9 protein-coding genes, 2 tRNA genes, 4 rRNA genes and 1 other annotated feature are annotated in these 14,192 nt (G+C 35.9%); of the genes, 13 read left to right on the forward strand and 2 right to left on the reverse strand.

Annotated features, from left to right (window positions below):
* Positions 1–123 (forward strand) — a sequence feature (23S ribosomal RNA rRNA prediction is too short).
* A 133-nt stretch (positions 124–256) separates the two neighbouring features.
* The 13 genes from rrf (CRIB_RS00005) (at position 257) to CRIB_RS00065 (ending at position 12,181) form a co-directional block, all read left to right on the forward strand.
* A 5S ribosomal RNA gene (gene rrf, locus CRIB_RS00005) occupies positions 257–373 on the forward strand.
* A gap of 5 nt (positions 374–378) precedes the next feature.
* A tRNA-Leu gene (locus tag CRIB_RS00010) sits at positions 379–467 on the forward strand.
* A 7-nt stretch (positions 468–474) separates the two neighbouring features.
* A tRNA-Ile gene (locus CRIB_RS00015) sits at positions 475–551 on the forward strand.
* 105 nt (positions 552–656) lie between these two features.
* Positions 657–2,161 (forward strand): 16S ribosomal RNA (locus tag CRIB_RS00020).
* A gap of 223 nt (positions 2,162–2,384) precedes the next feature.
* Positions 2,385–5,282, forward strand: a 23S ribosomal RNA gene (locus tag CRIB_RS00025).
* A 137-nt stretch (positions 5,283–5,419) separates the two neighbouring features.
* Positions 5,420–5,536: ribosomal RNA gene (gene rrf / locus CRIB_RS00030) — 5S ribosomal RNA — on the forward strand.
* The 16S, 23S and 5S rRNA genes sit together here with 2 tRNA genes alongside, the layout of an rRNA operon.
* A gap of 127 nt (positions 5,537–5,663) precedes the next feature.
* The gene (locus CRIB_RS00035; RefSeq protein ID WP_180702562.1) at positions 5,664–7,088 is read left to right on the forward strand and encodes an aminotransferase class I/II-fold pyridoxal phosphate-dependent enzyme; all 1,425 of its coding nucleotides are present in this window, start codon (positions 5,664–5,666) and stop codon (positions 7,086–7,088) included.
* A gap of 118 nt (positions 7,089–7,206) precedes the next feature.
* The gene (locus tag CRIB_RS00040; RefSeq protein WP_180702563.1) at positions 7,207–7,896 is read left to right on the forward strand and encodes a dTMP kinase; all 690 of its coding nucleotides are present in this window, start codon (positions 7,207–7,209) and stop codon (positions 7,894–7,896) included.
* 2 nt (positions 7,897–7,898) lie between these two features.
* On the forward strand, positions 7,899–8,834 hold the full coding sequence (locus CRIB_RS00045) for a DNA polymerase III subunit (protein WP_180702564.1): 936 nt from the start codon (positions 7,899–7,901) through the stop codon (positions 8,832–8,834).
* Positions 8,831–9,718 (forward strand): PSP1 domain-containing protein, encoded by an 888-nt coding sequence (locus tag CRIB_RS00050; RefSeq protein WP_180702565.1) that lies wholly within the window; start codon positions 8,831–8,833, stop codon positions 9,716–9,718. The genes CRIB_RS00045 and CRIB_RS00050 overlap by 4 nt, the downstream gene beginning before the upstream one ends.
* A gap of 152 nt (positions 9,719–9,870) precedes the next feature.
* Positions 9,871–10,623, forward strand: coding sequence for a tRNA1(Val) (adenine(37)-N6)-methyltransferase (locus CRIB_RS00055; RefSeq protein ID WP_180702566.1), 753 nt, complete (start codon positions 9,871–9,873; stop codon positions 10,621–10,623).
* On the forward strand, positions 10,624–11,457 hold the full coding sequence (gene rsmI, locus CRIB_RS00060; protein WP_180702567.1) for a 16S rRNA (cytidine(1402)-2'-O)-methyltransferase: 834 nt from the start codon (positions 10,624–10,626) through the stop codon (positions 11,455–11,457).
* 25 nt (positions 11,458–11,482) lie between these two features.
* On the forward strand, positions 11,483–12,181 hold the full coding sequence (locus CRIB_RS00065) for an HD domain-containing protein (protein WP_180702568.1): 699 nt from the start codon (positions 11,483–11,485) through the stop codon (positions 12,179–12,181).
* Positions 12,182–12,243: 62 nt separating this feature from the next.
* Here the strand turns inward: CRIB_RS00065 and CRIB_RS00070 are convergent, their stop codons facing one another.
* Together CRIB_RS00070 and CRIB_RS00075 are read right to left on the reverse strand one after the other, a co-directional pair.
* Positions 12,244–12,672 carry an Lrp/AsnC family transcriptional regulator gene (locus tag CRIB_RS00070; protein WP_071118996.1) on the reverse strand — a complete coding sequence of 143 codons (429 nt, stop codon included), beginning with the start codon at positions 12,670–12,672 and terminating at the stop codon, positions 12,244–12,246.
* A gap of 22 nt (positions 12,673–12,694) precedes the next feature.
* The gene (locus CRIB_RS00075; protein ID WP_180702569.1) at positions 12,695–14,125 is read right to left on the reverse strand and encodes a nicotinate phosphoribosyltransferase; all 1,431 of its coding nucleotides are present in this window, start codon (positions 14,123–14,125) and stop codon (positions 12,695–12,697) included.
* Positions 14,126–14,192 lie beyond the last annotated feature (67 nt).

Here is a 14,192-nt window from a genome sequence, read left to right on the forward strand (position 1 = left end):
TCAAGATAAGATTTCCCACCGTAAGGGTAAGACCCCAGGAAGACTACCTGGTTGATAGGTCGAAGGTGTAAGTGCAGTAATGTATTTAGCTTATCGATACTAATAGGTCGAGGACTTGACCAAAAGAAATGATGGAATTAAATGATATGCAGTTTTCAGAGTATTAACTTTGAAAAAACTTTATAAAAAAGTATTGACATTATTAATCGAAAATGTTAATATTATACTTGTCCTTGAGAGAAAGACAAACATATAATGTGGTTATTATAGCAAAGAGGATACACCTGTTCCCATACCGAACACAGAAGTTAAGCTCTTTAGCGGCGATGGTACTTGGTGGGCGACCGCCTGGGAGAGTAGCACGTAGCCACGTGGTATGCCGAAGTGGCGGAACTGGCAGACGCACAGGACTTAAAATCCTGCGGGACTTACCTCTCGTACCGGTTCGATTCCGGTCTTCGGCACCAATAAAGTGGACCATTAGCTCAGTTGGTTAGAGCGCCCGGCTCATAACCGGTAGGTCTGGGGTTCGAGTCCCTGATGGTCCACCAACTTATGAACTTTGAAAATTAAACAGTAGGTTAATTTATAGAATTGAAACTAAACAAACCAAGCCAGATATTCAGATAATGATTAGTCTGAGCAGGTAACAACTTTTATTTGAGAGTTTGATCCTGGCTCAGGATGAACGCTGGCGGCGTGCCTAACACATGCAAGTCGAGCGATTTACTTCGGTAAAGAGCGGCGGACGGGTGAGTAACGCGTGGGTAACCTGCCCTGTACACACGGATAACATACCGAAAGGTATGCTAATACGAGATAAAATACTTTTATCGCATGGTAGAAGTATCAAAGCTTTTGCGGTACAGGATGGACCCGCGTCTGATTAGCTAGTTGGTAAGGTAACGGCTTACCAAGGCGACGATCAGTAGCCGACCTGAGAGGGTGATCGGCCACATTGGAACTGAGACACGGTCCAAACTCCTACGGGAGGCAGCAGTGGGGAATATTGCACAATGGGCGAAAGCCTGATGCAGCAACGCCGCGTGAGCGATGAAGGCCTTCGGGTCGTAAAGCTCTGTCCTCAAGGAAGATAATGACGGTACTTGAGGAGGAAGCCCCGGCTAACTACGTGCCAGCAGCCGCGGTAATACGTAGGGGGCTAGCGTTATCCGGAATTACTGGGCGTAAAGGGTGCGTAGGTGGTTTCTTAAGTCAGAGGTGAAAGGCTACGGCTCAACCGTAGTAAGCCTTTGAAACTGGGGAACTTGAGTGCAGGAGAGGAGAGTGGAATTCCTAGTGTAGCGGTGAAATGCGTAGATATTAGGAGGAACACCAGTTGCGAAGGCGGCTCTCTGGACTGTAACTGACACTGAGGCACGAAAGCGTGGGGAGCAAACAGGATTAGATACCCTGGTAGTCCACGCCGTAAACGATGAGTACTAGCTGTCGGAGGTTACCCCCTTCGGTGGCGCAGCTAACGCATTAAGTACTCCGCCTGGGAAGTACGCTCGCAAGAGTGAAACTCAAAGGAATTGACGGGGACCCGCACAAGTAGCGGAGCATGTGGTTTAATTCGAAGCAACGCGAAGAACCTTACCTAAGCTTGACATCCTTTTGACCGATGCCTAATAGTATCTTTCCCTTCGGGGACAGAAGTGACAGGTGGTGCATGGTTGTCGTCAGCTCGTGTCGTGAGATGTTGGGTTAAGTCCCGCAACGAGCGCAACCCTTGCCTTTAGTTGCCAGCATTAAGTTGGGCACTCTAGAGGGACTGCCAGGGATAACCTGGAGGAAGGTGGGGATGACGTCAAATCATCATGCCCCTTATGCTTAGGGCTACACACGTGCTACAATGGGTGGTACAGAGGGCAGCCAAGTCGTGAGGCGGAGCTAATCCCTTAAAGCCATTCTCAGTTCGGATTGTAGGCTGAAACTCGCCTACATGAAGCTGGAGTTACTAGTAATCGCAGATCAGAATGCTGCGGTGAATGCGTTCCCGGGTCTTGTACACACCGCCCGTCACACCACGGAAGTTGGGGGCGCCCGAAGCCACTTAGCTAACCCTTTTGGGAAGCGAGTGTCGAAGGTGAAATCAATAACTGGGGTGAAGTCGTAACAAGGTAGCCGTATCGGAAGGTGCGGCTGGATCACCTCCTTTCTAAGGAGAATTACCTACTGTTTAATTTTGAGAGTTTATTAAAAACTTTCAAAAAGAGGGCGAAGCCCAAAATAAGTACTTTGAGCACCTAGGCACGAACGAATGTGAGTGGAAGGTAGCGAAGTGCGTTAGCACTTTGAAAACTGCATAACATTTAGTGATATGACATCATTTTAAACATATATAGACAAGAAAAGTCTTTAAAATTACACTTTTAACAACTGGTCAAGTTATTAAGGGTGCAGGGCGGATGCCTTGGCACTAGGAGCCGATGAAGGACGTGATAAGCTGCGATAAGCTTCGGGGAGTTGCACGTAAACTTTGATCCGAAGATTTCCGAATGAGGAAACTCACTTAGAGTAATGTCTAAGTATCGTTAAGTGAATACATAGCTTAGCGAGGGGAACCCGGGGAACTGAAACATCTAAGTACCCGGAGGAAGAGAAAGAAATTCGATTCCGTAAGTAGCGGCGAGCGAAAGCGGAACAGGCCAAACCAATGAAGTTTACTTCGTTGGGGTTGCGGACATACAACATGGATGCAATATCGTAAATGAAGAGAGTTGGAAAGCTCCGCCATAGAAGGTAATAGCCCTGTAGTTGAAACGAGAAAGCTACTAGTATGATCCAGAGTACCACGGGACACGTGAAACCCTGTGGGAAGCAGGAGGGACCATCCTCCAAGCCTAAATACTACCTAGTGACCGATAGCGCATAGTACCGTGAGGGAAAGGTGAAAAGAACCCCGGGAGGGGAGTGAAATAGAACCTGAAACCCTGCACTTACAAGCTGTGGGAGCACATTACTTGTGTGACCGCGTACTTTTTGTAGAACGGGCCAACGAGTTACGTTAAGTAGCAAGGTTAAGCACTTAAGGTGTGGAGCCGTAGCGAAAGCGAGTCTTAAATGGGCGATCAAGTTACTTGGCGTAGACCCGAAACCGGGCGACCTATCCATGAGCAGGTTGAAGCGAAAGTAAAATTTCGTGGAGGACCGAACCCACGAGCGTTGAAAAGCTCGGGGATGACTTGTGGATAGCGGTGAAATTCCAATCGAGCCCGGAGATAGCTGGTTCTCCCCGAAATAGCTTTAGGGCTAGCCTCAAGCGTAGAGAAACGGAGGTAGAGCACTGAATGTCCTAGGGGGTATTGCACTTACCGAAGACTATCAAACTCCGAATGCCGTTTTCTTTTACTTGGGAGTCAGACTGTGGGTGATAAGATTCATAGTCAAAAGGGCAACAGCCCAGATCGTCAGCTAAGGTCCCTAAATGTACGTTAAGTGGTAAAGGATGTGGGATTGCACAGACAACCAGGATGTTGGCTTAGAAGCAGCCACTCATTTAAAGAGTGCGTAATAGCTCACTGGTCGAGTGATCCTGCGCCGAAAATTTCCGGGGCTAAAACGTACTACCGAAGCTACGGCATCAATTATGATGGGTAGGGGAGCTTCGTATGCAGGCTGAAGCATGACCGTAAGGACATGTGGACAGTATACGAGTGAGAATGTTGGCATGAGTAGCGAGACGTGGGTGAGAATCCCACGGGCCGTAAACCCAAGGTTTCCAGGGGAAGGTTCGTCCGCCCTGGGTTAGTCGGGACCTAAGCCGAGGCCGAAAGGCGTAGGTGATGGACAACAGGTTGATATTCCTGTACCGCCAATAAGCGTTTGAGAGATGGAGTGACACAGTAGGATAAGCTAACCGTACTGTTGGTTATGTACGGCTAAGCATTGAGGCAGTCTAAATAGGCAAATCCGTTTAGACAATGCTAGGATGTGATGGGGAAGCCCTTCGGGGCGAAGTAGCTGATTTCACACTGTCAAGAAAAGCTTCTATCGAGTTTAAAGGCGCCCGTACCGTAAACCGACACAGGTGGGTGAGGAGAGTATCCTAAGGCCAGCGAGAGAACTATTGTTAAGGAACTCGGCAAAATGACCCCGTAACTTAGGGAGAAGGGGTGCCTGTCTATGACAGGCCGCAGAGAATAGGCCCAAGCGACTGTTTACCAAAAACACAGGTTTCTGCTAAGTCGCAAGACGATGTATAGGAGCTGACGCCTGCCCGGTGCTGGAAGGTTAAGGGGATCTGTTAGAGCAATCGAAGCAGTGAACTTAAGCCCCAGTAAACGGCGGCCGTAACTATAACGGTCCTAAGGTAGCGAAATTCCTTGTCGGGTAAGTTCCGACCCGCACGAAAGGCGTAACGATTTGGGCACTGTCTCAACAATAGACTCGGTGAAATTGTAATCCCGGTGAAGATGCCGGGTACCTGCGACAGGACGGAAAGACCCCATGGAGCTTTACTGTAGCTTGACGTTGGGTCTTGGTACTACATGTACAGGATAGGTGGGAGACTAAGAAGCATGGACGCCAGTCTGTGTGGAGTCAACCTTGGGATACCACCCTTGTAGTACTGGGATCCTAACCATAGGCCTTGAATCAGGTCTTGGAACACCGTCAGGTGGGCAGTTTGACTGGGGCGGTCGCCTCCTAAAAAGTAACGGAGGCGCTCAAAGGTTTCCTCAGCACGGTCGGAAATCGTGCGAAGAGTGTAAAGGCAAAAGGAAGCTTGATTGCAAGACATACAGGTCGAGCAAGGACGAAAGTCGGACTTAGTGATCCGGTGGTACCGCATGGAAGGGCCATCGCTCAACGGATAAAAGCTACCCTGGGGATAACAGGCTTATCTCCCCCAAGAGTCCACATCGACGGGGAGGTTTGGCACCTCGATGTCGGCTCATCACATCCTGGGGCTGTAGTAGGTCCCAAGGGTTGGGCTGTTCGCCCATTAAAGTGGTACGCGAGCTGGGTTCAGAACGTCGTGAGACAGTTCGGTCCCTATCCGTCGCAGGCGTAGGAAATTTGAGAAGACCTGTCCTTAGTACGAGAGGACCGGGATGGACGTACCTCTGGTGTACCAGTTGTTCTGCCAAGGGCATGGCTGGGTAGCTATGTACGGAATGGATAAGCGCTGAAAGCATCTAAGCGCGAAGCCAACTTCAAGATAAGATTTCCCACCGTAAGGGTAAGACCCCAGGAAGACTACCTGGTTGATAGGTCGAAGGTGTAAGTGCAGTAATGTATTTAGCTTATCGATACTAATAGGTCGAGGACTTGACCAAAATAAACCTAAAGGTTTATATCGCCAACCAAATTATTATTAAAATATTAATAAGGAAAGATTTCGGTTGCTAAAATAAAATGATTAATATGTAAATGATATGCAGTTTTCAGAGTATTAACTCTAAATTAAAGATTATGTGGTTATTATAGCAAAGAGGATACACCTGTTCCCATACCGAACACAGAAGTTAAGCTCTTTAGCGGCAATGGTACTTGGTGGGCGACCGCCTGGGAGAGTAGCACGTAGCCACGTAATCTTTTTTTATTGTCTATAGACATAAATCCAAGATATTATAAATCCTAAAATACAATTTTAATTAAATTCAGTTTATGCCGTTGATATAATTTACATCAGCGGCTTTTAATATGAGGAGATAAATATGAAAAAAGCTATTTTAAATAAATTAGGTGAAATTGTTAATAACAACTTAGTATCATTTCATGTTCCAGGTCATAAATTAGGAAAGATATATGATAGATTAGGTTATTCTAATATATTAGAGAGTCTTTATAAAATGGATACGACTGAAATATTAGGTACGGATAATTTACATTCTCCAGAAGGAATAATAAAAGAATCTCAAGAAAGAGCAGCAAGAGTTTTTAAGAGTAAAAATACATATTATCTAGTTAATGGAAGTACATGTGGTATACAGGCAGCCATAATGTCTGTATGCAACCCAAAAGATAAAATAATTGTAAATAGAGATTGTCATCAATCTGTTATTAATACACTTATACTTGGAGATATAGAACCTGCATATATATATCCACAAATTGATATTAAAACTAATATATTAATGGGTATAAAAATTGAGGATGCTATAGAGACGATAAATAATAACTTAGATGCAAAGGCAATATTATTAACTTATCCTACTTATTATGGAAAAGTATATGATTTAAAGACAATATGTAATTATGCTCATAGTAAAGGAATGATAGTTATAGTAGATGAGGCTCATGGCGCTCATTTAGGTCTGAGTAACAAACTACCTATGACAGCATTAGAACAAGGAGCTGATATAGTAGTACAAAGTACTCATAAGACATTGCCTTCTTTTACACAGTCATCAATGATACATATTCAAGGAGAAAGAATAAATAAAGAGAGATTAACTTCAATGCTTAGAATGATAGAATCATCTAGCCCATCTTATATGCTTATGTCATCATTAGAATTAGCTGTAGACATATATGAAAAAGAAGGTAAAAACCTGATGGAAGGACTTTTAGACAATATTGATATATTTAAAAAGAATATGGAAAAATATGAACATATAAATATATATAATGATAATGACAGAACAAAGATATTTATATCATCTAAAGAATTAGGGATGACAGGATATGAATTGGATGAGATGCTTAGAATAAATTATAATGTACAAGTAGAATTATCAAATTATTATGGAGTTCTATTAATATGCACAATAGGTAACGATAGAGCTGACTTTAAGAGTTTAGAACATGCATTAGAAGATATTAGCCTAAATCATGCAAATAATAAAAATATAGGTTATATAGAGTATCCTATGAACATACCAGTAAAAGAATTAAGTCCAAGAGAAGCATTTTATAATGAGAAGAAAAGTGTTAAAATAGATGATAGTATAGGAAAAATATGTGGAGAATATATTATACCTTATCCTCCTGGTATATGTTTAGTATCCCCAGGAGAGATAATAACTAAAGAAATCATTGATTATATATTGGTTTGTCATAAAAAAGGAATGAATATAAGTGGAATGAAGGACTCTAACTTAGAGTATGTACAAATTATAGAAAATAATTTTAAGGGATAGATTTTAATAAATAATAAAGTCCATAAATTGGGATAAATAAAATAACATCAGTTAAGTTAATACAGAATACATGGAGGTGAAAACTGCTTTATAAAATAATATTAAGCAGTATATAAAAATGAGCGGTAAGTTAATAATTATAGAGAGTGGATCAGATGCAAGTGGAAAGGCAACACAAACTAAAAAATTATATGAGAGATTATTAAAAGATGGATACAATGTAAAGAAAGTAGAATATCCAAATTATGATTCTGAATCATCTGCACTAGTAAAAATGTACTTAAGAGGTGAATTTGGTGAGAAGGCAACAGATGTAGACCCATATATAGCATCTACATTTTTTTCAGTAGATAGATATGCTTCATTTAAGACTGAATGGGAAAAATTTTATAACAATGGTGGAATAGTTCTTGCAGATAGATATACAACATCTAATATGGTACATCAGGCTTCTAAAATGGATGCAGATGAAAGAGATAAGTACTTAGATTGGCTTGTAGATTATGAATTCAATATGTATAAAATACCAAAACCAGATTGCGTAATATTTTTAGATGTTCCTGTAAACTTTAGTAAGAAACTTATGGAAAATAGAAAAAATAAGTTTACAGGTGAAAAGAAAAAAGACATTCATGAACGTGATATAAAATACTTAGAAAAATCATATGAGAATTCTTTATATATAGCGGATAAGTATAATTGGAATAAAATAAATTGTGTAGAAGATGATAAATTAAGAAGTATAGATAATATACATGAAGAAATTTATAATTTAGTAATAGATAGGATAAAATCTATGGAGAGGTAAATATGTATTTCGATAATATTATAGGCCAGGATTTTGCTAAGAAGTATCTTACAAATTCAATAAAAAAAAATAAAATGAATCATGCATATATGTTTGAGGGAATGGATGGTGTAGGTAAAAAAAAGCTTAGTGTAGAATTATCAAAAATACTGCTAGATACAGAGAATGTAGAAAATAGTCCTGATTATATAAATATATATCCAGATGGAAATAGCATTAAGATTGCACAAATAAGAAAGTTACAGACAGACATAATAGTAAAACCTCATAATCAATATAAAATATATATAATAAATCAGGCTGAAAGTATGACAATAGAAGCTCAAAATGCCCTATTAAAGACATTAGAAGAACCTCCAGAATATGCTATAATAATATTAATAACAAGTAACAAAGAAGCTTTATTAGATACTATAAAATCTAGATGTGAAATGATAAAATTTTTACCAATATCAATATTAGATTTGAATAATTATTTGATTAGCCAAGGGATAGATGAGAGTAGAGTTCAATTATTATCTACTTTTGCTAGAGGAAGTATAGAAAAGGCTATAGAATTATCAGAATCAGCAGACTTTGCTATAATGAGAGATGAAATACAAACTTATATAGAAATAATGCTAGATAAAGATATGATAGATATTTTAGAAATCCCTACAAGTATGGAGAAATATAAAAAAGATGCTATAAGTATATTAGATATGTTCATAAATTACTTTAGAGATATGATGCTTCTAAAAGAAAAAGTGGACAAGAGTATGATAATAAACATTGATAAAATAACATTTATACAAAATATGAGTAAAAAAATTACCTATTCTCAAGTATCTAAAATTATTGATATAATAGAAGATATAAAGAAAAAGATAAGAAGCAATTGTAACTTTACCATTAGTATACAAGTTATGGCTTTAAATATATACGAGGTGATAAAATGATAAAGATAGTGGGTGTTAGGTTCAAGAATGCTGGTAAAATATATTACTTTGATCCTGTAGAATTAGAAGTAGAAAAAAACATGGATGTAGTAGTAGAAACAGCTAGGGGATTAGAATATGGAACAATAGTAGTTGGTCCAAAAGAAATAGATGAAAGTGAATTAGTTTCACCATTAAAGCCAATTATAAGAATAGCTACAGATGAAGATAGACAAGTATATATTGAAAATAAAGAAAAGGCAAAAGAAACTTTTGAATTATGTCAACAAAAAATAAAAGATCATGATTTAAATATGTTTTTAATAGATTGTGAATACACTTTTGATAGAAATAAATTAATATTTTACTTTACAGCAGAGGGTAGAATTGACTTTAGAGAATTAGTAAAAGATTTAGCATCTATATTTAAAACAAGAATAGAGCTAAGACAAATAGGTGTTAGAGATGAAGCAAAATCTATAGGTGGATTAGGACCATGTGGAAGAAAACTTTGTTGTTCATCATGGCTTGGAGACTTCCAACTTGTTTCAATAAAAATGGCTAAAGATCAAAGCTTATCACTTAATCCAACTAAGATATCGGGAATATGCGGAAGACTTTTTTGTTGCCTAAAGTATGAGCATGATGTTTATGCAGAAGCTATAGATGCGATGCCAGTAGTAGGTGCATTAGTAAAAGTAGATGAGGCAAAAGGAAAGGTAATAGAAGTAAATCCTTTATTAGAGCAAGTAAGAATAGAATTTAATGACAAGACTATAAAAGTATGTCATAAAGATGAAGTTAAAGTTTTACATGAACCTAAAAAATGTGGTGGATGTGGAAGTCTGAGAGATGAAGGATTAGATGAAGCTACATTAAGAGAATTAAAGAAATTAGAAGACTAATTATAAATAATAAGGGGGTAGGACTTTTCCTACCTTTTTTAATACATTAAGGAATTATAAAAAATATATAATGTGTATAATTTATAATTAAACAACCTTTTATAACAATATATATGAGTAAAGCGGATTTTAAGACATGAGAGGAGAGTAATATGGAAGTACAATTAAAAGAAACAGAAAGAATAGATGATTTACAATTAAAAGGACTAAAACTAATACAAGATACTAACGGATTTTGCTTTGGTATAGATGCAGTATTATTAGCTAATTTTGCTAAAGTAAAAAAAGGAGCTAAGGTTGTAGATTTAGGTACAGGAACAGGAATAGTTCCAATACTTATAGCAGGAAAAAGTCAAGCAAGTAAAATATTAGGTGTAGAAATACAAGAAGAAGTATACGAAATGGCAACTCGTTCAGTTAAATTAAATGATTTAGAAGAAAGAGTAGAAATAGTAAATTCAGATATAAAAGAAATAGATAAAATATTAGAAGTAAATGGGTATCACGTAGTAACTTCAAATCCCCCATATATGCATATTGATGGAATAAAAAATCCTAACGATAAAAAGGCTATATCAAGACATGAACTTAAATGTAACTTAGAAGATGTAATAAGAGCAGCTTCTAGACTTACAATGCCAAGAGGCAAATTTTTCATGATTCATAGACCTATAAGATTAGTTGATATATTAACTTTAGGTAGAAAGTATAATATGGAACCAAAACAAATTCAATTTATACATCCAAGAGCAGGTAAAGCACCTAATTTAGTATTAGTTGAGTTTATGAAAGATGGTAGACCAGAACTTAAAATATTAGATCCTTTATATGTGTATGGAGAAGATGGAAATTATACAGAAGAATTAAAAGCAATATATGCAAATGAAGATATAGGAGAAAAATAAATGAGTGGTAAATTATATATATGTCCAACACCTATAGGTAATCTAGAGGATATGACTTATAGAACTATAAGAATATTAAATGAAGTTGACTTAATAGCAGCTGAGGATACTAGACACAGTATAAAACTTCTAAATCACTTTGAAATATCAAAACCTTTAACTAGTTATCATGAACATAATAAAGACTCAAAAGGTGGATATTTAATAAATAAATTATTAGAAGGTGAAAATATAGCACTAATTAGTGATGCTGGTATGCCAGGAATATCAGATCCAGGTGAAGATATAATAAAACAAGCTATTGAACATAATATAGAGATAGAAGTGTTACCAGGAGCTACTGCATCTATAACAGCATTAGTTGGATCTGGATTAGAAACAGCAAAATTTGCTTTTGAAGGATTTTTAGACAGAGATAAAAAGGTTAGAAGAAGCCAATTAGAGGAGCTAAAGGAAGAAAGAAGAACTATAATATTTTATGAATCTCCTCACAGATTAAAAGATACTTTAAAAGATATGTTAAAGGTATTAGGAAATAGACGTATAGCAGTAAATAGAGAAATAACAAAGAAATATCAGGAAATAATAAGAGAAGATATAGAAACAGTTATAAATATATTTAATGAAAAAGAGGTAAAGGGAGAATTTGTTTTAATAGTGGAAGGATTTAAAGGCGAAAAGACAGTGCAAAATTCTTATGATGACCTTACGGAAAGAGAATATGTAGTAACTCTAATGGAAAATGGAATGGATAAAAAAGATGCTATCAAGGCAGTTTGTAAAGATAGAAAATTAAAAAAGGATGTTGTTTATAAACAAGTACTAGATTTATAAAATATAATAACTTGAGGTGGTATATATGGAGTTAAGAGATGAATTATTAGACAGTTTAATTCTTGATAATACCTACATTAAACTTGAAGATTTAGACAAGGAAGAAAAGTTAGAGAAAATAATACCTATAGTAAAAGATATGAAGATAGTTGGAGAGTGTAGATATCATGTAGTGGATGTGTATAAACACTCCATATATTCATTAAAAGAATTAGAAGAAGATATGAGAGATGTAAGCTTTTTTAGAAGTCATCTTAAAGATAAAATTAAATTATATCTAGAAGCTAAAGTTGATAATAAATTTAACAGATATCATATATTAAAATTAGGTTTATTTTTACATGATGCAGGAAAGCCGGGAAGTAAAACTACTGATAGTACAGGGAGAGTACATTTTAAAGGCCATGAAGTAATAGGGGAAAAAATTGGAGAAGAAATAGCTACCAATTTAAATTTATCTTTAATGGCTAAAGAATTACTATGTAAGTATATAAGGAATCATATGATACTTTTAGTTCTTTATAAAACTGACGATATGAGTAAAGAAAGATTATTTAAAATATTTGATGAACTAGGAGACGATATAATTGGAGTAATGTTGTTAGGATATGCAGATATAGTAGCAACTAGAAAATTATTAAATCCTAATGAAGATATGGGAGTAATCAAAACATATATGGAGTATGTACTTACAAATTATATATATAAGTATAAGCAAAATTAAAAGGCTATGAAAAGCTTAATATTAAATAAGCTTTTTATAGCCTTTTATCTTTAAAAATAAGTTTATAATATAGATTTAGATTGAATTGGAGTTGATAATATAACATTAGTTTTAGTTGAACCAACTTTTTTTATAGAGTCTATTACCTCTTCTAATTCATACATATCTTTAACTATAACTTTTAAAACAGAACAATCATCTCCAGTTATATGATGGCATTCTACTATTCTAGGATCTTTACGAGCTGATTCTATAAACTCGTTATATTTATTACTAGGTAAAGAAATATGAACAAAAGCCTTTATTACTCTTCCTAAAGCATTAGGATTAACAATAGCTTTATATCCTTCTATAACACCTGCTTCCTCTAACCTTTTAACTCTCTCAGAAACAGCAGGTGAAGTTAAACCTACTATTTTTCCTAAATCTTTCATAGATATTCTACCTTCCTCTTGAAGGATTTCTATAATTTTGTAATCTGTAATATCCATAGTGTTGTCCCCCTTAATTATATTATATAAATTTCTTTGAATCTATCATCTTAGTTTTTAAGTACCAAAGATCTCTAGATAAATCTACTTTATAAGTTTGCGGATTTGAGAGTCTTCTATATTCTTCCCATAATGAATTAAGTTCATTAGATACATACTCCCTAATTTCCATAACACTTTTATGTTTATATTTACATTCACCATTAATAAATAAAGGTTTAAGTAGTTCTTTAACAGTATAATTTTCAAAAGATTTAGTTTTCCAAGTATATGTAGGATGGAATATAGTTAAAGGTTTACTTTCATCTATACTCTCATTGTGTAGCATAATTAAATCTGCTTCAGCTTTATTTTCTTCGTTATATATTCTAAATACTTTTTTATATCCAGGATTACTTATTTTTTCAGGATCTTCTGAAAGTTTTATTTTAGGTTCAAATTCTCCATTCTTAAAAGAAGCAGCTAATTTATAAACTCCACCAAGAGAAGGTGAATCAGCTGAGGTTATTAGTTTCGTACCAACGCCCCAAGAATTTACAGAAGCACCATCAGCTTTTAGTGACGCTATTGTATATTCATCAAGGTCATTAGAGGCAGTTATGCTAACATCTGTAAAACCTTCTTTATCTAATGCATCTTTACACTGATTAGATAAATATTTTAAATCTCCAGAATCTAATCTTATTCCTAAAGGTTTGTGTCCTTTTTCTCTTAAATCTTTAAAGACTTTTATAGCATTAGGAAGACCGCTGTTTAATACATTATAAGTATCAACTAAAAGTAAGCATTTATCTGGATAAATATCGGCATAAGCTTTGAATGCTTCTATTTCAGTATCAAATTTTTGAATCCAACTATGAGCTTGAGTACCCACAACAGGTATATCAAACATTTTACCAGCTAAAACATTGGCAGTAGCTGAGCAACCACCAATAACAGCAGCTCTAGATCCATATGTTCCAGCATCAGGCCCTTGTGCACGGCGAAGACCAAACTCAAATACTGGGTCTCCTTGAGCAGCAAAACATACTCTAGATGCTTTAGTTGCAATAAGTGATTGGAAATTAATTATTGTAAGTAAAGCTGTTTCTATAAGTTGTGCTTGATATAAAGGCGCTTTCACAGTAAGTATAGGTTCGTTAGGGAACATTATTGTTCCTTCTTCAACTGCATATATATCCCCTGTAAATTTAAAATCCTTTAAAAATGTTAAGAATTTATCAGAAAATAGGTTTAAACTTTTTAAATAAGCTAAATCATCTTCTGAAAAATGAATGTTATTTATATACTCCACAAATTGTTCTATACCACATACGATAGTATATCCGCCATTACACGCATTTTTTCTAAAGAACATATCAAAGATAACCATATCCTCATGAATGTTTTTTTCAAAATATCCGTTTAACATTGTAAGCTGATATAAGTCCGTAAGAAGTGTTAAATTTCTCATTGTATCTCTCCTTAATGTTAAAAAATTATAAAAACCCCATAATTATACTAAAACATAATATAGTAGA

Origin of the sequence: Romboutsia ilealis, from assembly GCF_900015215.1 — a bacterium.
Lineage (GTDB): Bacteria > Bacillota > Clostridia > Peptostreptococcales > Peptostreptococcaceae > Romboutsia > Romboutsia ilealis.